Source organism: Corallococcus sp. bb12-1, from assembly GCF_026626765.1.
GTDB classification, from domain to species: Bacteria; Myxococcota; Myxococcia; order Myxococcales; family Myxococcaceae; genus Corallococcus; species Corallococcus terminator.
Window position 1 is genome coordinate 159,535 of the sequence record NZ_JAPNJZ010000028.1, and the last position, 22,315, is coordinate 181,849.

The window sequence follows — 22,315 nt, forward strand, 5'->3', positions numbered from 1 at the left end:
GCCCTACAGCTCCGCCTCGTAGCTGAGCGACTGGATGCGCTTGTTGACGTCCTCCTGCAGGCGGACGCGCTCCTTCTCGATGCGCTCCAGCTCTCCGCCGATGGCCTCCAGCCGGTCTTCCTGCGCGTTGAGCTTGGTGACGAAGCGATCCACCAATTCGCGCTGCGATGCACCGCTCTGGAGCGAGCCGATGTTCGAGCGGATTCGCTCCTGGTCGTTGAAGAGCTGGGTGCGCTCCTCGGACAGGCGCTGGGTGTCGCGGGTGAATTGGGCCAGCTTCTCGCGCAGGGCCACCACGTCGCGCAGCACCTGGGCGACGCGCGCATCGATGAAGCGCGAGTCCAGGAAGTACGCCACCTGGACCAGCTCCAGGCTGCCGATGTGGTACTGGCGCTGGCCCTTGGTGCGCTCGGTGACGGTGAGCGTGTCGGAGGCGCCCGGGGCCAGCTCGCGCTTGAAGCGCCAGAAGCCGTCGGTGGTCTCCGCGGGGGCGTCCGTGTCCTTCAGGTCCCAGCCGGTGCGCGGGTGCTCCACGTAGAGCGTCTGGGCGCGCTTCGCCTTGTTGCGCACGAGGTACTTCGTGCGGCGCTGGTGGAAGAACTCGGTCACCAGGGTGCCCCGGTTCAACTGGGCGCGGAACACCGGGCCATCCTCCTGGTTGTCATCCACGGACACGGAGCAGGACAGCTCCACGGCGTAGGGCACGAAGCGCACGTCGTCGGGCTTGAGGGTGTCGAGCATTGCCTCGCCCACGTACGTCTCGTCCTCGGTGACGGTGACGGGGCCGCCCTCCAACGTGAGGCCCGTGGTGTTCTTGAACTCGATGCATGTCATCGGGTTCTTCTCGCGCGTGGCGCGGTTGTAGAGCAGCACGCGGCGGCCCTCGAACGGACGGTGCAGGATGGGGACGAGCGCGCTCTGGTTGCGGTGCACCGTCACCGGGCGGTCCACGCTGTACTCGAAGAGGTCACCCACCTCCTTGGTCACGGTCTTCACGGCGGTGCTCTGCTCCAGCCGCTCGCGCATGCCGCCCCGGCCTCCACCGCCGACGCTCCTGCTGCGCATGGCGGGGGCCGGCGCGGGGGCGTCCATGGGCATGAAGCTGGCGCTGGGTGGGGCCCCGCTGCTGCCGAAGGCGCCGGCATCGGAGACCTCCGATTCGTCGTACGATTCGGACCGGGCCTCCTCGGGAATCACGGGCGCGACGCCCACCTCCGAGCGCACCTCCACGATGGGGCGGCGCTGGTAGCGGGGGTTGTAGAGGTCGTGAACGAAGGACACGGGGAGGCCGGCGATGAGCGACAGCTCCACGTCCACCCAATCCTCGTCGCCGGTGTTGTCCACGAGCGCCCAGCCCTGGAGCAGCGGCGGCTGCGCCTCATCCAACAGGATGCGGTAGCTGGTCTTCCACACGGGGGACTCCAGCACGTAGCTGACGAACAGCTCGCGCGTGCCCTCTCCGGCGGTGAGGATGGACAGCCGCTTGGAGTCCTTCTTGTACGAGGACATGACGGTGGCCAGGTAGAACTCCAGGTCCTTGCGCACGGCCTCGTCGAGGAACTCCAGCTCGCTGATCTCCAGCACGTCGAAGGTGCGCAGGGCGGAGCCGACGAGCAGCGTGAGGAAGGGGCGGATGACGCTCGCCTCGCCCTGGACGACGGGGAGGGACTCCAGACCGACGATGGCGCCTTCCACCTGTCCGCCGCCGATGCGAGCGCGGACGCGGGCGCCCTTCACCTGACCGAGCAGCGCGGTGAGGCTGCCGTGTTCGGGGATGCGGATGGTGGCTTCGGAGAGGAGCTGCTCCAGGGGCTTGGTGGAGTCGTAGCTCACGGCGGAGACGGAGCCGCCGGACAGGTCCAGCACGGTCATGGACTTGAGCACGTCGTTCATGTCGCGCGCCTTGAAGTCCAGGTGCGCGGTCTCGCTGTCCGTCACCTTGCCCCGGCGCTCGAAGTAGCCGACGCCGTGTTTGTAGAGGACGACACGGCGGATGGACAGGGGCGAGGGCATGCGCGGGACTCCGGAGGTGATGGATGGACCTGACGGAGGTCTAGCAGTGCTGGGGTGGGGGCTTCCACTGGGAGTGGGGGTGGGTGTCCTGGCATGGTGCGCGGGCCGTGCTTCCCGGGAGCGTCATGCGCTGGTTGTGCTGGCTGTTGGTGGGCCTGTGGTGTGGCTGTGCCGCGACGTCGCCGGTCGCGACGTTCTCATCCGAAGGTGTCTGGGAGGAAGCCGGGTCCGAACGGGAATGTGAGGACAGTGGGGAGGACCGGTGCCTCGAACCTCTGTGCACGGAGGAAGCCTGTGCGCTGTTCCGGTGCGAGGACCTGGATCCGGGCCGCATCGTGCTCACGCGCGGTGCGATGGTTCCGCCGGTGTTCGTGGCGCCGGGGAGTGGGCCTCGGCGCAACTGGGGCGCCGTGCAGGAACTCCCGCGTGATGCGCGACCCGTCATGGTGTTCCGACTCCATCCTCGCGAGAAGCTGCCCAGTCAGGTGCAGCGAGAGCGGGCGATGGAGGAGTGGGCGAAGCGGCCCAAGGAACGCCACCACATCTTCCCACAGGCGTTCAAGGACCACTTCGACAGAAAGAAGATCGACATCCACCAGTACGTGTTGGCCGTGGACGTGGACGTCCACAGGCGCATCCATCGGGGGAAGGACGGCGGTCCGTGGAATCAAGAATGGCAGGTCTACATTGATGGTCCTGGAACGATAACCAGCAAGGCCCAGCATTTCGACCAGGCCTTCCTGATGATCCAGAAACATGGCCTCTTTGGTCTGACGATGACGTATTGGCAGCAGGTGGACCTCGTGCCATCCCCATTGGAGGACTGACGGGTGCGCTACTTCGAACCGGCCGTGCTGCGCGAACCCGACTCGGGACAGTGGAGCGGGGAGTACCGCGCCAAGCGCCGTTGGTATGTGCCAAGCCAACTCTGTCCCCGTTGTGAAGCCTGGGGAGGAATGCAGGCTTATCCCTCGGTGGATCTGTCCAGCCTGCCGGATAACGAATCCCTGGCTGATGTATGGCCACAGGCTCCCGAGGAGGTGGCTCGCCGCATGGCGTTGGTGCGTCCCTTCGTTCCACCGGAACTCCCTCTTGAGCCCGGGTACAGCTTGGGTCCGCTGGTGGGAACGGCGCGCGGCCATTTCGGTCCCGTGACCGTGTGGCCCGCGTGGCAGGTGCTCGTGCGCGAGGATGCGCGCGACCTGCTTCTGGGCGAAGGACTGCAAGGCATCATCCCCGTCCACGCGCAGCTGCGCACCAAGCGCACGAAGGAACTGCCCCTCTACGAACTGGAAGTGCATCCCCTGGCGAAGCTGCATCCCGACTGCATCTACGACCGGGAACCCACCTGCCCGTTCTGCGGACGCCACGGCTTCATGCTGCCCCCGAAGCGCTGGCTCCTGCGCGAATCCGTGCCCGCCGGACTCGACCTCTTCGGCGTGGAGGAAACCAACCGCATCGTCGTCTCCGAGCGCTTCGTCGACACCGTGAACCGCCTGGGTCCCAGTGACGTGTTCTACCGGGAGATCACCGTCGGGTAGCCGCCCCTGTCGGCTACAGCACGTTGCCTTCGAACGCGAAGACGGACTCCGCGCCGTCCCAGCCCCCGGCCCGGTGTATCTAGCGGCCTGCGAGGGGGCGCATCCCCTGACGCCCCTCCCGAGGCCCACGCATGCGAAGCACCCTCCCCCGTTCCTCCTCCCGGCCCTTCCTGCTGTGCGCCGTGCTCGCCCTGGGCGCGGCCTCCGGCTGCGAAAGCGTGAAGCCCCGCGCCACGCCGCCCGCGGATGGCACCTCCGCCATCCCGCAGCCCGACACCACCGCGTCCACCCCGCCCGACGCCTCCGTCACTCCGGATGCCGGCGGCACCACCTCCTCCGCCACCGCATCACCGTGGCAGCGCGCCCGCGTCGGTGACCGCGTGGAGTACGCCTTCTCCGCGCACCGGGGCCGCCCGGGCGGTCAGCGCGTCGCGGGGCCTCCCGGCCCTGGCACCGGCGTGGCTGGCCACGTCGCCCTGGAGGTCGTCGCCGTGCAGGCCCCGTGGGCTTGGCTCACCGTCACCTTCACGGATGATCAGGGCAAGCCGCTCGCCCACCCGCGCCTCTCCCAGGGCCGCGTGCTGCCCATGCGCATGGAAGAGACCCAGGCCTGGAAGGCAGAACACCGCGGCCAGCGCTCCACCGAGCAGACCACCGCCGCTGGCCGCACCTGGGACGCGCAGCGCTACCTGCACGACAGCCGCCCCAGCGACGGTCCCCTCCAGAACCGCCTGTATGCCTCGGAGCCCGGACCGCTGTACCTCACCCACGGCCTGCTCGACGCCAGCACCACCCTCTCCGGCTTCGGCGCCAGCGGCAGCCAGCAACTCACGCTCGTGTCCTTCCGCCAGGGCACCGACGCCGCCGGCACCCTCCCCGTCATGGAGCGGCCCTGGGGCCCGGGCACCTGGTACGACGTGCGCCAGGACATCTCCGGCACGCCCTCCGTGCGCCGCGTCTGCCTGGGCGCTGAACGCGGCTTCCTGCTGCGCAAGGACCTGACCGGCCCCACCGGCGACGCACCTTGCGCGGACTTCCAGGAGGCCGACGCCACGCCCGTGGAAGAGGCCCTCCTCGCGCTCGTCAGCGAAGCCGTCAGCCTGCCGCAGCAGTGGCCGCCCGTCACCGCCGGCACTGTGCCCTCGCGACGGGAGACCCTCACCGTCGCCCAGCGCCCCATCCCCGCCATCGTCTTCGAAACGCCGCTGGGTGAAGGCGCCGAGCGCCGCGTGCAGGTCGCCTCCTACGCCGCGGATCCATGGGGCGCCGCGCTCCACGGACTCGCGGACGAGCCCCGCTTCGGCACGCTGTCGGACGCCATCTTCCGCGCTCCGCTCAAGGGCAAGCGCGTCGCCGAGGACAGCGGCGCGCTCGCGGGCTGGGGCGCCTGGGTGAAGGACGGCGGGAAGTAGTCCCCGCGCCCTTCAGTCACACGTGCGGCGCTCCGGCTTGTCCTTGCGGCACTGCGCCACGGACGGGAGCGCCTCGCGCGCCTCGTCCGACACCTCCACCAGCTGGCGCGCGCACTCCCGCGCCGCCAGCGTGCCCTGGATGTCGAAGAGGCCCAGCACCTCCGTGCACCGCTTCTGGAGCGACTCCACCCCGGCCACGAAGAGCGGCTGCATCACCTCCGGCGTGAACGAATAGCCGCTCGCCGTCGCCAGTCCCGTCTCCGGCTTGAACATCCAGGCCGTGCGCCAGCTGGTCGCCACCTGGTCGAAGCGCGCCGAGCCCATCCACACCGCCTGCCCCGCCGCCGGCGCCACCGTCCGGGCCGACTCGAAGCCCGTGCCCTTGCGGCGGCAGAAGTCCTCGCTCGCGCCCCGGAGCATGCAGACGTTGTACTCGCCCAGCCGGCGCGCCACCGCGAGCAGCTCCGCCTGCTGCACCTCGCCCACGCGCGGCTGCGCGACGAACAGGTCGATGGTGCGCATCAGCACGCTCATCGCGTTCTTCGGATCCTTCGCGGGCGACGGGTTCACCCCGCCCGTCGAAATCACCAGCACCCGCTCCGCCCCGCGCTGCACCGCCTGGAGGAGCGGCAGCCCGGAGCGCACCCCGCCGTCGTAGTACGTCCCGTTCCGGTTCCCGGAGGCCGACGGCAGCCCCTTCACCGGATCCGACAGCACCGGCTCCACGATGGACGCCACGATGGCCCGCGTCATCCCCCGCTTGCGCTCCGCGTCCGTCCCCCCGGCCTTGAAGTCCGCCGGATCCTGGTCGCTCACGCCGAAGACATCCCCCGTCTGGAAGTCCACCGACACCGACACCAGCTCCGTGCCGTTGTGGAACATGGCCGGCTGGATGAACGTCTCCAGCTTCGAATACACCCCATCGAACCGCACCAATCCCCGCGTGTCGTCCGCCAGGTTCCACAGCCACGTGGAGTTCACGCAGTAGAGGTCCGACTCCACCGTGCACGTGTAGTTGCCCAGCAGAAGCTGGCGCGCCTGCGCCTCATGCCCCGGCGTGTGGAACAGGTCCACCAGCGTGCTGATGAGCGCCCCGGTGCTCGTGCCCGCCGCCAGGTCGATGCGCGCATCCCCGCACCCCTCCGGCGCGGGCTTGCCCCGGCACTGCTCCAGGATGCCCAACAGCCGCCAGATGGCCCCCGCGCTGAACGCGCCGTTGGCCCCGCCGCCGCTCAGCACCACCGCGTTGGTGGGCCGCTTCAGGTCCCGGCGCCACGTGCGCGCCCGCACGTAGCCGGCCGCGGACGCCGCGCCCTCCCGGATGCCCTGCGCCAGCGCTTCGCGTGTCAGCGGCACCTCCAGCGACTGCTGCAACGCCGCCAGCGACGGCGCGAGCCCCAGCGTGTTCGCGAGGAAGCGCTGCGCGTCCACCTCCGCCTCCAACGGCGTCGCCACGGAGAGCGACTGCGCGGACAGCGGCACGCCCCACGCCGACGCCTTCACCGTCCGGTCGATGTAGCCCGTGCGCGCGTCGTTCTCATAACAGGCCGCGGTGTCGGCCCCCGCGCGCTGGAGCAGACACGCCGTCATGTCCAGCACGGCCTCCGGCGACGCCCCCAGCGCGTCCATCCATCCGCCCGCGCGTTCGGCGTCCACGTACGAATCCATGAGCTGCGCGCGCGTGAGCCCCGCCACGCGCTCCACCGCCGGAACCCGGGGCGGCGCGTCCTGGGGCGCTGCTGACTCCGGCGCGTTCATCGTGTCCAGCAGGACGTCCGTGCGCAGGAAGCTGCACCCGCTCAGCGGGGCGGCGAGGAGGACCAGCAGCGGGAGCGTGACGTGACGGCGCATGGGGACGCCTCCTTGAGAGCGGGCCTCCCTCATCCTTAGCCGAAGGGCTGGCGGGCAGGCCACGGCCCGGAGCGTCGGGCATCCGCAATCCAGCAAAAGCAGGCCTCGCGACGCGGCGCGGTGCGGTTAGCATGCGCGCCCCCCAACGGGAGGCTCGAGGACCCATGGTTGAGTATGATCCGCATCGATGGTGGAGCTACTTCCACTACCTGCGCGGTTCGATGGTGAAGCAGATCGTCGGCCGTGTGTTGTTGTTCGTCCTCTGGTCCGCGGGTGTGGTGGCCTTCTCACGGCACGTGGCCCACGTGGGCGTGCCCCTCACGGTGCACACGCTGGCCGGCATGAGCTTGAGCCTGCTGCTCGTGTTCCGCACCAACGCCTCCTATGACCGCTTCTGGGAGGGCCGCAAGCTGTGGGGCGGCATCGTCAACGAGACGCGCAACCTGGCACGTGCGTCGGAGGTGTTCCTGGGCCGCACGCCCCTGTACGCCCCGCTGGTGCGCTGGACGGCCGCGTTCCCCTTCGCCGCCGCCGCGTGGCTGCGCGGCCAGCGCCAGTTGGGCCCCCAGGCCGCGGAGCTGCCCCAGGCCTTCGTGCAGGAAGTGTTGAGCGCGCAGCATGTCCCGCTCAGCGTGGCGCGGCGGATGACGGCCGTGCTGGACGAAGGGCGCCGCTCGGGACTGTATCCGGAGTACGTCCAGATGCAGCTCGACCAGAACGTGCAGTTGCTCATCGACTACCTGGGTGGCTGCGAGCGCATCCACCGCACGCCCATGCCCTTCGCGTACATGGTGCACCTGCGCCGCGCCCTCATCCTCTACTGCGGCACCCTGCCCTTCTCGCTGGTGGACACCTTCGGGTGGGTGACGGTGCCCGCCACCTTCGTCGTCACGTATGTCTTCTTCGGCATCGAGGAGATCGGCGTCGAAATCGAGGACCCCTTCGGCACCGACGACAACGACCTGCCGCTCGACACCATCTGCGAGAACATCCAGAACAACCTGCTGGCCTTCCTGCCGGCCAACCCCAACGCCCATGACCACTCCGCCCCATGACGCCGTGGTCCCTCACGTCAACTCCGTCCTCTTCCAGATGAAGTGGAAGGCCGAACTGCGAGCCAGCGGCGCCATGACGCCGCGCGTGCCGGTGCGGTTCGTGGCCGAACAGGGACGCGCGCTGCGCGTCATCGACATCCGGGAGAAGGAGGAGCTCACCGGCCTGATGGGCCACATCCCCGGCTCCCTCTGGGTGCCGCTGGAGCGCATCGCGGAGGTGTACCAGCAGTTGGGCCCGGACGTGCCCGTGGTGCTGGTGTCGCACAGCGGCCGGCGCGCGGGCCTGGCGACGCAGTTCCTCCAGGCGCTGGGCATGCGGTACGTGGCGGCGCTGTCGGGCGGGATGCTCGCGTGGCGCAACGCGGGCTACTCCGCCACGCGGCACTCGCACATCTTCGAGCGCGGCCTCACCACGGCCACCTTCGTGGAGGAAGGCCCCCTGGACGGCCCCCTGACGAAGGCGCACATCGAGCAGCACGTGGGCGACCCCAGCCAGGTGCGGTGGGCCCGGCTGTCCGCGCTGCTGATGAGCGGCCGGCGCTCGTGCGTGGACGGCCGCGACGAGCAGGGCGTCATCGGCACGCCGGGCGGCGACGCGGGCGAGTTCCTGCTGGCGCTCGCCAGCGTGGAGCGCATCACCGGCAAGACGCTGGACTTCCGCGCGGTGGAGGAGAGCCTCCTCCAGGAGCTGGAGGTGTTCGGCCGCTTCTACATGCACACCGACACGCAGGCGTGGGAGAAGCTGGTGGCCTCCATCTCCAGCGACCCGCGTCTGTCCAACCGGCCCCTGCCGCCCCTGAACGACGAGGCGGGGTGGCACGCCCTGCTGGAGCACCCGGCCCCGGAGTCGCGCTCCGCGCTGATGGAGCACCTGCTGGAGCCCGCGCACCTGGGCTGCGGCCACCTGAAGTTGATGCTGACGAAGCCGGGGGACTACGGCGTGCGTCCGGAGCTGGTGCGCTCGTTCCTGCGCGCGTACCACGACCTGCGCTGGCAGGGCATGCCGGACCTGGAGTTCGTCACGCTCGCGGGCGCGCACGACGAGGCGGCGGTGCTGTCCGTGTACGTGGAGCAGGAGCTCTGGGACATGTCCTCCATCCCGCTCGTGTCTCCATCCGTGGGCCCCAAGCAGGTGTTCGTCGCGCACCCGCAGGTGGCGGCCAAACACCGGGACCACTACGTGGAGTTCTTTCGCCGCCTGCCGCACCTGGTGACGCTGGAGCCGCACCACGTCGAGCCGCTGCGCACGGAGATGAACGCCATCGCGAACATCCAACTGGGCCACACGCTCCAGCACCTGGCGAAGGGGCTGCCCGTGTTCGAGGCGCGCTTCGAGGGCGGCGACAAGGTGCGCGTGGTGGAAGCGGGCAAGGTGTAGCAGCCCGCGCCTCCCGGGCTTCCCGTGCGACGCGCGCGGGAGCCCGGGGTGGAGCGTCACGCACTACTCGGCGACGGAGACCTTGACCTCGATGTTGCCGCGCGTGGCGTTGGAGTACGGGCACACCTGGTGGGCCGCCTCCATCAGCTTCTGCGCCTCTTCGTGGGGGATGCCGGGCAGGATGCCCTGGAGCTCCACCGCGAGGCCGAAGCCGCCCTCGGGCGTCTTCCCGATGGTGACCGTCGCCTTCACGCCCGCCTTCTCATCCAGCTTCTTGCCCATCTTGCCGGCCACGAGGCGCAGGGCGCTCTCGAAGCAGGAGGAGAAGCCCGCGGCGAAGAGCTGCTCGGGGTTGGTGGCCGTCGTCTTGCCAGAGCCGCCCAGCGTCTTGGGCATGGCCAGCTCCAGGCCGTCCAGGGGGCTGTCGTTCAGCGAGACCCGACCGTTGCGGCCGCCGTGCGTGATGGCGGTGGTGGAGTAGAGCTTCTCGGCGATGGTGACCTGGGCCATGGGGTGCTCCTTCAGGTGCTGCGTTTGGGTTGGCGAACTACCTTGAAACCGATTCGAACAGGCGCTGGACGTCCCGGCGCAACCGGGCCAGCTCTTCCATCGTCAGGCCGGTGCGGCAGGCGATGGCCTCCGGGATGGACGCGGCCTTGCGGCGCAAGCCGCGCCCCTGCGGCGTGAGCGACACGCGCACCGACCGCGCGTCTTGCGTGGAGCGCTCCCGGCGCACGAACGCCAGCGTCTCCAGCCGCTTGAGCAGGGGCGTGAGCGTGCCCGAGTCCAGGTACAGCTTCTCCCCCAGCTCCTTCACCGACACCCCGTCCGTCTCCCACAGCACCAGCATCACCAGGTACTGCGGGTACGTCAGCCCCAGCTTCGACAGGAGCGGCGTGTAGGCCTGCACCATCGCCCGCGACGCCGCGTAGAGCGGAAAGCAGAGCTGGAGGTCCAGGCGGAGGAAGTCATCCGACGACATGGGAGATAGGTAGCGCGCAATTAAATTGCGCGCAACTGAATTGGCGATGGGGGGGGAAGTCCGGGTGGGGGTGGGTGTGTTCCCCGGTGAGCAGGGGTCGTGGTACAGCCTCCACCCCCGGAGTGCCCGGGAACTGTCGAGGACGAAGGATGCTCAGGACGGTCACCGCCACGCGCTACGTGACGCCGCTACGCGAAGGGGGCTCGTTGCCCGCCATCGTGGAGGCGAACGACGCGGGGCTCTATGTCGTGAAGTTCCGGGGGGCTGGGCAGGGCGCCAAGGCGCTCATCGCCGAGCTCTTGGCCGGAGAGCTGGCGCGCGTGCTGGGCCTGCGGGTGCCGGAGCTGGTGTTGGTGGAGCTGGACACGTCGCTGGGGCGCAACGAGCCGGACAGTGAGATTCGCGAGCTGCTCAAGTCGAGCGCCGGGCTGAACCTGGCGCTGGACTATCTGCCGCGCTCGGTGACGTTCGACCCGCTGGCGGTGCCGGTGCCGGAGGCGCAGGTGGCGTCCGCCATCGTGGCGTTCGACGCGTACGTGACCAACGTGGACCGCACGCCGAAGAACCCCAATCTCCTCGTGTGGCACCGCAACCTCTGGCTCATCGACCATGGGGCGGCGCTGTACTTCCACCACTCGTGGGACGGCTGGGAGGAGCGCAGCCAGGGACGCTTCGCGCCCATCAAGGACCACGTGCTGCTGCCCTGGGCGCATGCGCTGGCGGAGGCCGGGGACCTGCTGCGCGAGCGGGTGACGCGGGAGGTGGTGGAGCGCATCGTGGGGTCGATTCCGGAGGCGTGGCTGGGCCAGGAGCCCGTGTTCGCGTCCACGGCGGAGCACCGCGCGGCGTACGTGACGTGGCTGATGCGCAGGTTGGAAGCGGCGCCGGCGTTCATCGAGGAGGCGACGCGTGCCCACGCCCAGCTCGTTTGATTACGCCATCATCCGGCTGGTGCCCCGCGTGGAGCGCGAGGAGTTCATCAACGTGGGAGTGGTGCTCTTCTGCGTGCAGCACCGCTTCCTGGGGGCGCGCGTGGAGTTGGATGAGGCGCGGCTCAAGGCGCTGTCACCGGACGCGGACGTGGAGCTGCTGAAGGGCCACCTGGAGAGCTTCCGCCGCGTGTGCGCGGGTGGGAAGGACGCGGGGCCCATTGGACGGCTGCCGCAGAAGGAGCGCTGGCACTGGCTGGTGGCCCCGCGCAGCACCATGCTCCAGACGGGCCCCGTGCACGTGGGCCTGTGTGATGATCCGGACCGCTCGCTGGAGCACCTGTTGGACACGATGGTGCGGGTGAAGCCGGCGGTTTGATGCACGGCCTGGGCGCGCCGCTCCACGCCTGGGCCGTCATTCCTCCTGGAGTTCCTTCAACCAGAACCAACGTCCGTTGGAGCGCAGCGCCCCTTCGAGGAACTCGGAGAACGAGTTGGCGATCTGCGCGCAGTACACCGGGTCTGGGAATCCCTCGCGGTAGCCGTCGCGGATGGGGTATCGGCCGCCGGTCTGCTGACTTACGTCGAGCAGGATGTAGTTGCTGTCCTGGACCTCGCAGACCGAATACCAGGACGCGGAGCCTGACTTGTCGGTGTCATCCTGGAGCATCACCACCCGTGCACGGCGAATCTCCGCCAAGGGATGGAATGCGAACTCAGGGTTGATGCGGTCGAACAGGTTGGCGCCGTCGCAGCGCAGATAGAAGGCACGGAGGTCGGGGTCCAGGCGCCACCCCACCCTTTGCTCGAACGCCTCGATTTGCATCGGAGTCGCGGGCGGGTTGGGGAAATGGAGGCGCGACACCTCCTTGAGCAATTCGATCACGGAAAGGAGATGTTGCGCACCGTGACGGTGTGCGTTCCATCTTCCGCCCACAGCTTGAGAGTGTAGGGACCCAGCGCCTTCGATGACGGCAGTTCGAATTCCACGATGACCAGCCCCTTTGCACCGGAGGCGATGGGCTCCTGGGGCCAGATGCCCAGTGGGGACACGGTGCGTCCAGTCCCGTCCACCAACGCAGCCCCCATGGGCCGCCAGGACACTTCCAAGTGGTTCTGCAACGTTGCTCGGATCGCCGCCCGCGTCGCAGCGCGGAAGGTGGTGACCCGCCGCATCGACAGCGCCTCCTTTTGCGTCCTTTGAAAGGTGAGCGTCAGGTCACGGAAAGCCACGCCCTCATCCACCATCACCCCCGAGGCCAGCAATCCGGTCAGTCCATCGGGCCGCGCTTGCGTCGCGCGCAGGCGTTCCACCTCCGCCTGAGTGCGTCCGACCTCCGCGCGAAGTTGTCGAACCTCCTGCTGATAGGACTCCATGGAACGTGGGTGGCGGTACAACTCCACCTGACGCTGCGCCAGGGCGGGATGCACCACCAGCACCAGCTCTGCACGCACAGGAGCCGCCCCATCCGCGAAGACAAGGGTCAGCTTCAACCGCGTGCCTTCTTTCACATCACTCCGGGGCAGCAGCGCGAGCGTGTCCGTCCCTTCCATGACCCGGCGGAAATTCTCCCGTCCTGTCAGCTCCCATCGCGCTACGGGCGAATCGCTCAACAGCAAGGTGGCCAGCCCCGGACTGACGGTGAGCTCATGAGGCGTCCCCTCCCGCTCGGCGGACACATCGATACGGCCCACGCCCTCCTCGTCGGAAGCATCCCGAACCTGGGCTGCTGCTCCCGCGGCAAGGGTGAGAGCCGCCACCAGGGCGACCTTCCACGTGAACGCGACAGCCTCATGACTCCGGGCAGCAAGAAGGCACAGGTTCACTCGAAATGGTCCACGGCACGCAGGTAGACCGTGCTCTTGACGACCGCCATGTCCTCCGTGCTCCCATTCAAGATGGGCATTCCGTGCTCGACCCCACCTCCATCCAGAATCTCCAGGCATACCGGGTAGCGCTCACCCTTCTTCGTTCGGACCTCCGTGAAGCGGCCGTACAGGTACTCCCCTCGAATGAGGCGACCGAACACCACGGTTCCATTCGGGAGACTGCCCATCTCCTCAAGCGTTTCGAGGCGCCACGGTCCTTCCCTTACCGAGATGGCGCCCCCATCCTCGAACCGGGAATTGAGCGCCGCATCGATCCTCTTTCCCACGTTGATCCCCAACGTCCGCATGGCCTCCACGGCCCCCGCCGGACACTCCTCGGGCGGTGGCGAGGGCCGCACCTGGGGCCCCGCGGGGCAGGCCAGGGTGGAGCAGGTCGCGGCGGCGAGCAGGGCGCGGGAGGCCGCCGCACGGGAACGGGTACGACGGGCGGTCGCGGGAGAGGTCTTCGTCACGGGCGTTTCTTCTTTCCACGAATGCGCCACCTGGAAGGCGACGGCCACAGGGGGAACCGCCACCCACGGTGACGCGACTGCGGCCCGGGCAGCTTCCGGTGAAGCCTCGGCGGACGCTACTTCCGGATCCGACTCCTGGTGCAACGACAGGCGGGACGGAGCGATGCCTCCCAACGCAGCCACCAGCACCGCCACCCCGCACGCCAGCAGCCCCCACTTCTTCCATCCATCTCCCCACCGACGGACGGAGCGCGGCGGTGGCAACGACGCCAGGACCGGCATCGGCATGACCGGTGGAACAGGCACCCGCCCCCGATGCGGGGGGCCCGGCGCCTCGCCGTGCACCATCCAGGCGTCATGCTCCTCGACCTCGTCCGGAGGCACCGGAGCCAGGGAAACCTCCGCGACATCCGGGAGCAGCGGGACATCCCACGCATCGTCCATCACGAGTGCCGCCAGCGCTTCGTCCAGGGCCCTGGCACCTTCTCCGCGCGCCTCGGGCGCCTTCGCGAGCAGGCGCAGGCAGAGCTGGCCCAACGCCTCTGGCACGCGTGCGTTGCGCACCTGGGGCGGCACCGGGGGCTCGTGGATGACAGCGTCGACTTCCGTGGCGGTGTCGGGCGACTCGAAGGGCCGCCGGTCCGTGAGCATCCAGTAGAGGACGACCCCCAGCGCATACAGATCATCCGCACGCGAGGCCTCGTAGTGGGCGCCCTCCTCCCACCCGTGCTCCCGCAGGTAGGCCAGCGACTCCGGACTGCGATACTGCGGCGTGCCGGGCGGCAGGATGCCCTGGGTCAGCCGTGGCGCGCCCTCGTAGTGACCGACGCCCACGTCCAGCAGCACCGCTTGCCCGGTGGACTCGCGCACCTGGATGTTGGACTCCTTGATGTCCCGGTGCAGCGTCTGCCGTGTGTGCATCGCCTCCAGGCCGCGCGACAGGTCCCGCATCAGCGCCACCACGCGCCGGGCGCTGGGATTCTCCTCGCGGACCCAGTGGTGCAGCGTGCGCCCCTCCACCAGCTCCATGGCCAGGTAGAACCACGTGGGCCGCTGCTCCGGATGCAGGCCGCAGTGGCGGAAGCCCACCACGTTGGGATGCTCCAGGCGCATCAGGATGGCCACCTCCCGCGCGGCCCAACCTCCAAGCCCCATCCGCGACTGGAGCTTCAACGCGAAGGACTCGCCTCCACGTCGGGCGCGATACACCACGCCACTGCCACCCCGCCCCAGCAGCGCCTCCACGATGAAGCCGCCGACATCCGTGCCCGGCAACAGGTCCGCGAAGTGCTGGCCGTTCACGCGTCCACCCTCTGTATCCGGAGGTCTCCTGCGTCAGCGTGCCGGTCGCGACGACACAGGAGACCCAAAAGTCTAACACCCAGGAGACCCGGTAAGTCTAATCATGTCTTGAGACCTGGCGCACGGGCTTTGCGCTACGCTCCGTCTCCACGCATGGACGAACAACTGGGGAAGAAGGTGGGCAAGGCCGCGCGCGAAGCCCGCGCGAGGTTGGGCCTGACGCAAGCAGAGGTCGCCGCCACCGTGGGGATGAACTCCATGGTCTACAGTCGGGTGGAACGCGGGAAGATGGTCCCCAGCGCGACGATGCTGTGCAAGTTGAGCATGGCGCTGCGGGTATCCTCGGACGAACTGCTGGGGCTGGCCCGCACGGATACAGAAGCCCGCCGTGAGGCCCAGAAAGAGCCTCCCGCGCTGCGACGACTGGTGACGCTGGCGCGCGAGCTGGAGGAGGAGAAGCTGGACGCCCTCGTCGCCATGGCTCGCGCGCTGTCCCGCTAAGCAGGTCGCCAGGAATTCGCTATCCCATCGGGCCAGCCGCCGAGGACACCGTGGCGCGCGTGGGACGCCCCGCCCCCATGCGCAAGCCCTTCCCGTGGAGCCGGACAGCGGGGCGCTCCGGGCTCCATCCGCCTTGGGTCTCAACCCCGGCGCGCCTGACAAGGAGCGCCGCGTTGAGGGACCCGCCGGGCTCCACCTTGGGAAACCTGTCCGACTGTCGGACAGGTTTGGACACCTCGTCGGCGGAGGGGCGCCCCCATCCCGAGCCTCCCCCACCGGCTTTCGCGGACAAACCCGCGAGGCGGCCACCCCCTTCACCTCTTCCCGCGTCCTTGATGCCAGGACCCTTCCCCTGAGGAGGAGCGCCTGCGTCCATGGACCTTGAAGGTGCATCCACTTGAGCCGGGCTTCCGCACCGGATCCGTCAACGAACTTCTGGCGACCTGCTCAGGAGGCCTTCCTACCCCCGAGGACGCATGGCCTTCGCTCCCGGGCCATGTTTCTTTTATAGACCTACAGAGTCTATTGGCAGGCCGCCTTCGCAGCGATTTCCATGTGTCACCGTTTCAACGGTCCTGACGGCTTTCAGGCTGTCAGACGCCCCCACTACAACGGGGGCGCCTTCCCCGGTGTCGTCGGGAGGGTCCATGCGAAAGGTGCACACGTTGCGTTCCATCCAGACGCTTCTTCGATCCGTTGTGTTGCTGGGCACGCTGGGCAGCGCCGCCGCGTCCGCTGCGGACCTTGTTCCCGAAGCGCGCAAGGGCGCGCAGGGCCCTCAGGTGGAGGCGGCCTTCCGCCACCTCCGGGCCCACGGCTACTTTCCCAACGCGGAGTTGGCGCGCCAGTACCCGGGCTTCCGTCCCGCGGTGGCACGCGAGCCCGCCCGTCCCGACCTCTTCGATGACGCGATGGAGGCCGCGTTGAAACGCTTCCAGGAGGCGCAGGGGCTTGCCGTCACCGGGACGCTCGACGCTGCGACGCGCGGACTGATGCAGCGCTCGCGGTGCGACTCGCCGGACCTCTACGGCTTCAACACTCGCACGGCGAAGCAGGCGGAAGGGGGCCCCGCTTCGTTCGTCACCGTGAGCAGTTGGCCGCAGACGAACCTCTCCTACGCCTTCCTCAACGGGACGCCGGACCTGAGCGCGGCGGATTCGCGCAACGCGGTCATCGGCGCGCTCCAGCGCTGGCAGGCCGCCGCGCCCGTGGCCTTCACCGAGGTGGGCAGCGGTCCCGTGGACCTCTACGTGTCGTGGCAGTACGGCGACCACGGCGACGGCAATCCCTTCGCCGCCTCCACGCTCGCGCACGCCTACTACCCGAACTGCTCCAGCCCCTACAGCTGCTCGGCGCTCGCGGGCGACGTGCACTTCAACGACGGGTTCGGCTGGACCGTGAACGGCACGAACTACGACCTGCGCAGCACCGCGCTGCACGAGCTGGGGCACTCGCTGGGCCTGGGCCACTCTCCCGACGCGGGCGCCGTGATGTATGCCTATTACAACGGGAAGATCGAACTCCAGCCGGATGACCTCAGCGGCATCCGCTCCCTGTACGGCGTCTTCCGCGACACGCGCACGTTCGAAGCGTCCTACTACGCGGCCCTCAACAGCGACGTGAGCGCGGTCTACGGCAACGACCAGGGCGCGGCCTCGCGCCACTGGCTCGACAGCGGCCGTTACGAAGGGCGCGCCGCGTCCCCGACCTTCCTGGTGAAGGATTACCTGGCGCGCTACAGCGACCTCCAGGCCGCGTTCGGGACCAACTACTTCGCCGCCCTCACGCACTGGACGCAGTCGGGCATCACCGAGGGCCGCCAGGGTTCGCCCGCGTTCAACGCGCCCTACTATCTGGGCCTCTACTCCGACCTACGCAACGCCTACGGCACCAACTACCGCGCGGCGATGGAGCACTGGGTGAGCAGCGGCATCAATGAAGGCCGCCGGGGCTCGCCTGAGTTCGATCCCCAGTACTACCTGAGCCACAACCCAGACGTGGCCGCGGCCTACGGCGCCACGAACTACCGCGGTGGCCTCATCCACTGGCTCACCGCCGGCCGCGCCGAGGGGCGGCGCGGGGCTCCGTAGTCCCTCCGCGAAAACGGTACAGGCAGGCGGACGGGCGCTTCGTCCGCTTGTCGGCACATGAGCGTGTCCAACGATGAATCCGGCGCCAGACGCTGCGAAGGGCCCTGGACGTTCGTACCTTTGCTTCCCACCTTTCGCGGCAAGAGCCCTGGAGGTGGCGACAGGCCCATGGACGCATCCCCTCTGCGCATCGTCACGTACAACGTCCGCTACTTCGGCCACATGCTGAAGGGGCTCGCGAGCACCATCGGGCCCAAGCGCCGCGTGGCCGCCGCCCTGGCCACGCTGGACCCGCTGCCGGATGTCGTGTGCCTCCAGGAGGTGGAGACCTCTTCCCTTCGCAGCAACATCGTCCACCGGCCGACGCGCCCCGGTGAGACCCAGCTCGAAGCCTTCATGGAGCGCGTGGAGGAGACCTTCGCGCTCCAGGGACGCGAGATGCCCTACGAGGCGTTCTACTTCCGCGCGCACCACTACAAGCTGGGCGAGCTGTCGCTCTACACCACCGGGCTCGCGATGCTCGTCAACACGCGCACCCTCCAGGTGGACAAGCACAACGTGGAGGCCCCGGAGCACATCACGCACCACCACGTGCAGGGCCTGAAGGAGCGCAAGCAGAGCCGCATCTGCGCGCACATGCGTGTCCTGCGCCGCCGCGACCAGCGCGCCTTCCATATCTTCAACACGCACCTGAGCCTGCCCACGCCGTTCGCCCGCGAGTTCTGGGCCACGCGCGACAAGATGGGCTGCGGCACCAACCAGCTCCACGAAGCGCGCAAGCTCACCGAGTTCATCCAGCTGCACTCGAAGACGGAGCCGTTCGTGGTGTGCGGGGACTTCAACTCGCCGCCGTCATCGCCGGTGTACCGTTACCTTACCGGCGATGCGCACCTGACGTGCGCGCAGGCCGCCGTGGGGCAGATCGATCCAACGCGTTCACGCGCCTTCCCCACCGCCGGCTTCATGCGCCTGCGCATGCACCTGGACCACCTGTTCTCCGGCGGCGGCGTGAGCTGGCTGGACGCGGATGAAACGCGCCCCTTCGGCGACCTCACCAGCCGCTTCCACGGCCTGTCCGACCACGTGCCCCTCATCGCGCGCTTCAACCTGGACGCGGCGGCTCCGGCGCTCATCCTCTGACGGACGTGACGCCCGCGCTCAGGGAGGGTCGCGCTCCAGCGCCTCCCACGCGTCCAGGATTTCTCGCGTCTTGCGCTCGGCGAGCGCGTGGAACTCCGGCGCCAGGTGCGCCACCTTGTCCGGGTGGTACTGCGCGATGAGCGCGCGGAACGCCTTGCGCGCCTCGTCCTTCGGCGTGCCCCGCGCGATGCCCAACACGACCCACGGGTCCTTCGCTTCGGGTTCGGCCTCCGCGGGAGGCGGCACCGAGCGGCGGCCCCGGGGCGGCGTGGCGTCGAAGTCGAAGTCGAAGTCGGGTGACGCCCCCCGGGAGCGGGGCGGGGCCTCGTCCCGGGCGCGGCCCCACCCGGAGCGCGGCGGGGTCTCATCCCGGGCGCTGGCGGAGCCGGCCTCCCGGTCACTGGCGGGCCCGTAGCGGGGCGGCGCTCGCGGGGCGCGTTCGGGGCGGCGCGTACCGGGGCGCTTCTCCGGGTCGGGCGGGGGAATGCCCGGACTCAACCGACTCAGGGCCTCCTGGAGGAACCACTGGTCGGCGGCGGGGCCTCCCTGCTTGCGCACCACCGTGAGGGGTTGGCCTCCCTTCAGGAGGAGGTAGCCGGTGGACGCCGCGTATGCGCTCTTCTTGTCCTCCGGGTAGAGCCGGTCCCCCAGGTCACCCAGTGGGTCACGCCACATGCCCTCCGTGGTGCCTTCGTCCGCCACCAGCACCTGGGCCAGCACGTCACCGAACAGGTCCTCCAGCGCGGCGAAGGGCTCGCGCGCCTGCGGAGGACGCGTCATCGCGGCACCGTGGCGCACCCCCGCCACCAGCAGCAGCCCGGGTGCTGCATCCACGAACGCGAAGAGCTTCTCGCGCACCTGCTTGTCGGAGAAGTAGAGGACGGCCTGCACGTCCCCACATCCTGTGGAAGCCCCCGGCATTTCTCAACCGCTGCCTTCCACCCCTGTCACCTTCCCGGACCTCCGGCCGGGCGGCTCGGAGAGGCTCGGAGAGGCTCGGAAGAGCCCCGGCCCCAGAATTCCGGATAAGCCGGTTCGATGTGGCTCGACCCCGGCGCGGGCATGCGAAAGAGTCACCCGCCATGCGCTGCTGCCACCGCCACGCCCCCGCCGCCGCCGCCATCGGGTCGTCCGACCCGCATCCGTTCAGCCTCCCCGGCGCCACCGAGCACTACGCCGCGCCCCGCCCCGTGCGCGCCGAGCACGTGCGCATCGAGCTGGACCTGGACTTCCCCCAGCGCGCCATCTCCGGCACCTGCACCACCCGCGTGTCCGCGGTCCGCGCCGTCTCCACCGTCACCTTCGACGCGGTGGACCTGGACATCACCGACGCGCGCGTCGAAGGCCGCACCGTCCCCTTCTCCAACTCCGGCGCCCACGTGCGCGTGGAATTGCCCCGCGCGCTGGAAGCGGGCCAGGCGTGTGACATCGCGCTCACCTACCGCGCCCGTCCCCGCCGCGGCCTCTACTTCTGGGGCCCCGACGCGGGCTACCCCGACCGGCCCCTCCAGGCGTGGACGCAGGGGCAGGACATCGACGCGCGCTGCTGGTTCCCGTGCCTGGACACGCCCGCGCAGAAGGCCACGTCGGAGGTCATCGCCACCTTCCCCGCCGCGATGACGTCCCTGTCCAACGGGGTGCTCGTCAGCGACATCATCACCGACGAGCGCCGCACCCAGCACCACCGCATGGCGCAGCCGCACGCGCCCTACCTCGTCACGCTGGTGGTGGGCGAATTCGAAGAGGCCACCGACACCGCCGGCACCACGCCGCTGCGCTACCTGTTCCCCAAGGGCCGCCGCGAGGACGCGCTCCGGTGTGTCGCGCGCACGCCCCAGATGGTCGCCGCCTACGAGTCCATCACCGGCGAGCCCTATCCCTGGAGCGGCTACGCCCAGGTGTTCGTCACCGAGTTCATCCTGGGTGGCATGGAGCACACCACCGCCACCACGCTGGTGGACACGGTGCTGCACGACGCGCGAGCGCACCTGGACTACAACGCCGAACCGCTCATCTCCCATGAGCTGGCGCACCAGTGGTTCGGCGACCTGCTCACCTGCCGCGACTGGCCGCACGGCTGGCTCAACGAGGGCTTCGCCACCTACTTCGAGGTGCTGTGGAAGGAGCGCGGTGATGACCGCGACGAGGCCGACCACCACCGCATGCTCGACCTGGACGCGTACCTGTCCGAGACGCGCGAGCGCTACGCGCGCCCCATCGTCGCGCGCTCGTTCCAGGCCCCCATGGACCTGTTCGACCGCCACCTCTACGAGAAGGGCGGACTGGTCCTCCACGAGCTGCGCCGCCGCGTGGGCGACGACCTCTTCGTGCGCGCCCTGCGCCACTACGTCGCCCGCCACCGCCACGGCGTGGTGGAGACGGTGGACCTGGCGCGCGCCTTCGAAGAGGCCACCGGCCACAACCTGGACCCCGTCTTCGACCAGTACGTCTTTTCCCCCGGCCACCCGGAGCTGAAGGTGGAGGTCCGCTACGAGGCCGACGACGCCCGCCTGCGCATCGCCGTGCGCCAGACGCAGCGCACCGACGCCGGCACGCCCATCTTCCGCCTCCCGCTGGACGTGGTCGTCACCGTGAACGGACAGGACACGCACCACCGGTTGGACGTCACCGACGCGGAGCACCGCTTCCATCTGCCCTGCCCCGCCGCGCCCTCGCAGGTGCGCGTGGATCCGCGCCGCGACGTGCTGGGCACGCTGGACGTGGACAAGGCCGTGGGCCTGTGGCGCGAGGAGCTCGCCTCCGCCCCCGAACCCCGCGCGCGCACGGAAGCCGCGCTCGCGCTGGGCAAGGACGGCGGCCTGCGCTCCGTGGAGGCCCTGGGCCGCGCGCTGACGGACACCCACTGCTTCTGGGCCACCCGCGCCGCGTGCGCGAAGTCCCTGGGCCGCATCCGCACCCCGGAGGCCCGCACGCACCTGCTGGACGCGCTGGACACCGCCCACCCGCGCGTGCGCCGCGCCGTGGTGGCCGCGCTGGGCGAGTTCCGCCACGACGCGCAGGTGGCCGGAAGGCTGCGCGGCCTGGTGGAGGCCGGTGACGCCAGCTACTTCGTGGAGGCCGAGGCCGCGCGCGGACTGGGTCGCGTGCGCGCGCCGGACGCCCTGCCCCTGCTGGAGGCCGCCGCCGCGCGTCCGTCGTTCCAGGATGTGATTGGCGCCGGTGCCATGGACGGCCTGGCGGAGACGCAGGACGCAGCCGCCTTCCCGGTGGCCGTGGCCCGCACCGCGTACGGACAACCGGCGTTCCTGCGCCGCGCCGCCGTGGTCGCAGTGGCGAAGCTGGCGGAGGTCGCGAACCGCAAGCGCGAAGCGGTGGACCTGTTCGCCCAGCTCCTGCGCGACCCGCAGTTCCGCGTGCAGTTGGCGGTATGCGACGCGGCCTCCACGCTGGGGGACCGCCGCCTGCTGTCCGCGCTGGAAGGCACGACCTTCAGCGACCCCCGCACCCGCCGCTACGCCCGCGAGGCCGTGCGCTCCCTGCGCGAGGGCGCGCCCCACGCCCGCGAGGTCGCCTCGCTGCGCGAGGAGCTGGACTCGCTCAAGCAGGAGACGCGCACGCTGCGCGAGAAGCTGGAGACCCTCTCCCTGCGCGAAGCCACCCCCGCGTCGAAGTCCCGGGCCCGCCCCGTGCGCAAGCGCGCGGTGAAGCCCAGGTCCACGAAGCGTGGCCGCACGCCCCCGCCCAAGCGGCGGCGCTAGGCACGCACGGCGGCGACGCCATCCTCCTGGGGAATGAGTCGCCCGCCTGCCTTCCCTCCA

19 protein-coding genes are annotated in these 22,315 nt (G+C 69.7%); 11 read left to right on the top strand and 8 right to left on the bottom strand.

From position 1 onward, the window contains the following. Positions 1 to 3: 3 nt before the first annotated feature. Positions 4 to 2,013, bottom strand: coding sequence for a hypothetical protein (locus OV208_RS34550; protein ID WP_267578193.1), 2,010 nt, complete (start codon positions 2,011 to 2,013; stop codon positions 4 to 6). A gap of 125 nt (positions 2,014 to 2,138) precedes the next feature. On the opposite strand from OV208_RS34550, the gene OV208_RS34555 reads away from it, so the two are divergent. The 3 genes from OV208_RS34555 (at position 2,139) to OV208_RS34565 (ending at position 4,966) form a co-directional block, all read left to right on the top strand. Further along, complete coding sequence (locus OV208_RS34555) at positions 2,139 to 2,840, top strand: TIGR02269 family lipoprotein (RefSeq protein ID WP_267578194.1); 702 nt, start codon at positions 2,139 to 2,141, stop codon at positions 2,838 to 2,840. Positions 2,841 to 2,864: 24 nt separating this feature from the next. Further along, positions 2,865 to 3,554, top strand: a complete 690-nt coding sequence (locus OV208_RS34560) for a double-CXXCG motif protein (protein WP_267578524.1) — start codon at positions 2,865 to 2,867, stop codon at positions 3,552 to 3,554. A 131-nt stretch (positions 3,555 to 3,685) separates the two neighbouring features. Then, complete coding sequence (locus tag OV208_RS34565) at positions 3,686 to 4,966, top strand: DUF6068 family protein (protein ID WP_267578195.1); 1,281 nt, start codon at positions 3,686 to 3,688, stop codon at positions 4,964 to 4,966. Between the two features lie 12 nt (positions 4,967 to 4,978). Here OV208_RS34565 and OV208_RS34570 read toward each other — a convergent pair whose 3' ends face one another. Continuing rightward, on the bottom strand, positions 4,979 to 6,817 hold the full coding sequence (locus OV208_RS34570) for a patatin-like phospholipase family protein (RefSeq protein WP_267578196.1): 1,839 nt from the start codon (positions 6,815 to 6,817) through the stop codon (positions 4,979 to 4,981). Between the two features lie 164 nt (positions 6,818 to 6,981). Between OV208_RS34570 and OV208_RS34575 the strand changes: the two genes are divergently transcribed. After that, positions 6,982 to 7,872 (top strand): bestrophin family protein, encoded by an 891-nt coding sequence (locus OV208_RS34575; protein ID WP_267578197.1) that lies wholly within the window; start codon positions 6,982 to 6,984, stop codon positions 7,870 to 7,872. A 4-nt stretch (positions 7,873 to 7,876) separates the two neighbouring features. Continuing rightward, a complete protein-coding gene (locus tag OV208_RS34580; protein ID WP_267578198.1) occupies positions 7,877 to 9,250 on the top strand; it encodes a rhodanese-like domain-containing protein in 1,374 nt (457 codons plus the stop codon). A 63-nt stretch (positions 9,251 to 9,313) separates the two neighbouring features. Here the strand turns inward: OV208_RS34580 and OV208_RS34585 are convergent, their stop codons facing one another. Further along, entirely contained in the window at positions 9,314 to 9,760 is a 447-nt protein-coding gene (locus OV208_RS34585; RefSeq protein WP_267578199.1) for an organic hydroperoxide resistance protein, read from the bottom strand. A gap of 37 nt (positions 9,761 to 9,797) precedes the next feature. After that, positions 9,798 to 10,232 carry a MarR family winged helix-turn-helix transcriptional regulator gene (locus OV208_RS34590; protein WP_267578200.1) on the bottom strand — a complete coding sequence of 145 codons (435 nt, stop codon included), beginning with the start codon at positions 10,230 to 10,232 and terminating at the stop codon, positions 9,798 to 9,800. A 149-nt stretch (positions 10,233 to 10,381) separates the two neighbouring features. Here OV208_RS34590 and OV208_RS34595 point away from each other — a divergent pair, with 149 nt between their 5' ends. Beyond that, complete coding sequence (locus OV208_RS34595) at positions 10,382 to 11,164, top strand: HipA family kinase (protein ID WP_267578201.1); 783 nt, start codon at positions 10,382 to 10,384, stop codon at positions 11,162 to 11,164. Beyond that, on the top strand, positions 11,142 to 11,540 hold the full coding sequence (locus OV208_RS34600) for a DUF3037 domain-containing protein (RefSeq protein WP_120540181.1): 399 nt from the start codon (positions 11,142 to 11,144) through the stop codon (positions 11,538 to 11,540). Before OV208_RS34595 ends, OV208_RS34600 begins: the two co-directional genes overlap by 23 nt. A gap of 36 nt (positions 11,541 to 11,576) precedes the next feature. Here the strand turns inward: OV208_RS34600 and OV208_RS34605 are convergent, their stop codons facing one another. From OV208_RS34605 to OV208_RS34615, 3 genes are read right to left on the bottom strand one after another with little or no spacing between them, the layout of a single operon-like run. Next, positions 11,577 to 12,047, bottom strand: coding sequence for an SMI1/KNR4 family protein (locus OV208_RS34605; protein ID WP_267578202.1), 471 nt, complete (start codon positions 12,045 to 12,047; stop codon positions 11,577 to 11,579). After that, entirely contained in the window at positions 12,044 to 12,988 is a 945-nt protein-coding gene (locus tag OV208_RS34610) for a DUF2381 family protein (RefSeq protein WP_267578203.1), read from the bottom strand. Before OV208_RS34610 ends, OV208_RS34605 begins: the two co-directional genes overlap by 4 nt. Then, the gene (locus OV208_RS34615) at positions 12,985 to 14,805 is read right to left on the bottom strand and encodes a serine/threonine protein kinase (RefSeq protein ID WP_267578204.1); all 1,821 of its coding nucleotides are present in this window, start codon (positions 14,803 to 14,805) and stop codon (positions 12,985 to 12,987) included. The genes OV208_RS34610 and OV208_RS34615 overlap by 4 nt, the downstream gene beginning before the upstream one ends. Positions 14,806 to 14,958: 153 nt before the next feature. Here OV208_RS34615 and OV208_RS34620 point away from each other — a divergent pair, with 153 nt between their 5' ends. The 3 genes from OV208_RS34620 (at position 14,959) to OV208_RS34630 (ending at position 18,536) form a co-directional block, all read left to right on the top strand. Then, positions 14,959 to 15,306: a helix-turn-helix domain-containing protein gene (locus tag OV208_RS34620; RefSeq protein ID WP_267578205.1), complete on the top strand. Its 348-nt coding sequence runs from the start codon at positions 14,959 to 14,961 to the stop codon at positions 15,304 to 15,306. Between the two features lie 647 nt (positions 15,307 to 15,953). Further along, on the top strand, positions 15,954 to 17,396 hold the full coding sequence (locus OV208_RS34625; RefSeq protein WP_267578206.1) for a matrixin family metalloprotease: 1,443 nt from the start codon (positions 15,954 to 15,956) through the stop codon (positions 17,394 to 17,396). 168 nt (positions 17,397 to 17,564) lie between these two features. Further along, positions 17,565 to 18,536 (top strand): endonuclease/exonuclease/phosphatase family protein, encoded by a 972-nt coding sequence (locus OV208_RS34630; protein ID WP_267578207.1) that lies wholly within the window; start codon positions 17,565 to 17,567, stop codon positions 18,534 to 18,536. Positions 18,537 to 18,554: 18 nt separating this feature from the next. Here the strand turns inward: OV208_RS34630 and OV208_RS34635 are convergent, their stop codons facing one another. Then, a complete protein-coding gene (locus OV208_RS34635) occupies positions 18,555 to 19,427 on the bottom strand; it encodes a DnaJ domain-containing protein (RefSeq protein ID WP_267578208.1) in 873 nt (290 codons plus the stop codon). Between the two features lie 191 nt (positions 19,428 to 19,618). On the opposite strand from OV208_RS34635, the gene OV208_RS34640 reads away from it, so the two are divergent. After that, complete coding sequence (locus OV208_RS34640) at positions 19,619 to 22,255, top strand: M1 family aminopeptidase (RefSeq protein ID WP_267578209.1); 2,637 nt, start codon at positions 19,619 to 19,621, stop codon at positions 22,253 to 22,255. Positions 22,256 to 22,315 lie beyond the last annotated feature (60 nt).

Coding starts and splice junctions, on each gene's coding strand:
- OV208_RS34575 (WP_267578197.1), top strand. CDS start 6,982: ATGGTTGAGTATGATCCGCATCGATGGTGGAGCTACTTCCACTACCTG.
- OV208_RS34565 (WP_267578195.1), top strand. CDS start 3,686: ATGCGAAGCACCCTCCCCCGTTCCTCCTCCCGGCCCTTCCTGCTGTGC.
- OV208_RS34630 (WP_267578207.1), top strand. CDS start 17,565: ATGGACGCATCCCCTCTGCGCATCGTCACGTACAACGTCCGCTACTTC.
- OV208_RS34640 (WP_267578209.1), top strand. CDS start 19,619: ATGCGCTGCTGCCACCGCCACGCCCCCGCCGCCGCCGCCATCGGGTCG.
- OV208_RS34620 (WP_267578205.1), top strand. CDS start 14,959: ATGGACGAACAACTGGGGAAGAAGGTGGGCAAGGCCGCGCGCGAAGCC.
- OV208_RS34550 (WP_267578193.1), bottom strand. CDS start 2,013: ATGCCCTCGCCCCTGTCCATCCGCCGTGTCGTCCTCTACAAACACGGC.
- OV208_RS34585 (WP_267578199.1), bottom strand. CDS start 9,760: ATGGCCCAGGTCACCATCGCCGAGAAGCTCTACTCCACCACCGCCATC.
- OV208_RS34590 (WP_267578200.1), bottom strand. CDS start 10,232: ATGTCGTCGGATGACTTCCTCCGCCTGGACCTCCAGCTCTGCTTTCCG.
- OV208_RS34625 (WP_267578206.1), top strand. CDS start 15,954: ATGCGAAAGGTGCACACGTTGCGTTCCATCCAGACGCTTCTTCGATCC.
- OV208_RS34570 (WP_267578196.1), bottom strand. CDS start 6,817: ATGCGCCGTCACGTCACGCTCCCGCTGCTGGTCCTCCTCGCCGCCCCG.
- OV208_RS34595 (WP_267578201.1), top strand. CDS start 10,382: ATGCTCAGGACGGTCACCGCCACGCGCTACGTGACGCCGCTACGCGAA.
- OV208_RS34555 (WP_267578194.1), top strand. CDS start 2,139: ATGCGCTGGTTGTGCTGGCTGTTGGTGGGCCTGTGGTGTGGCTGTGCC.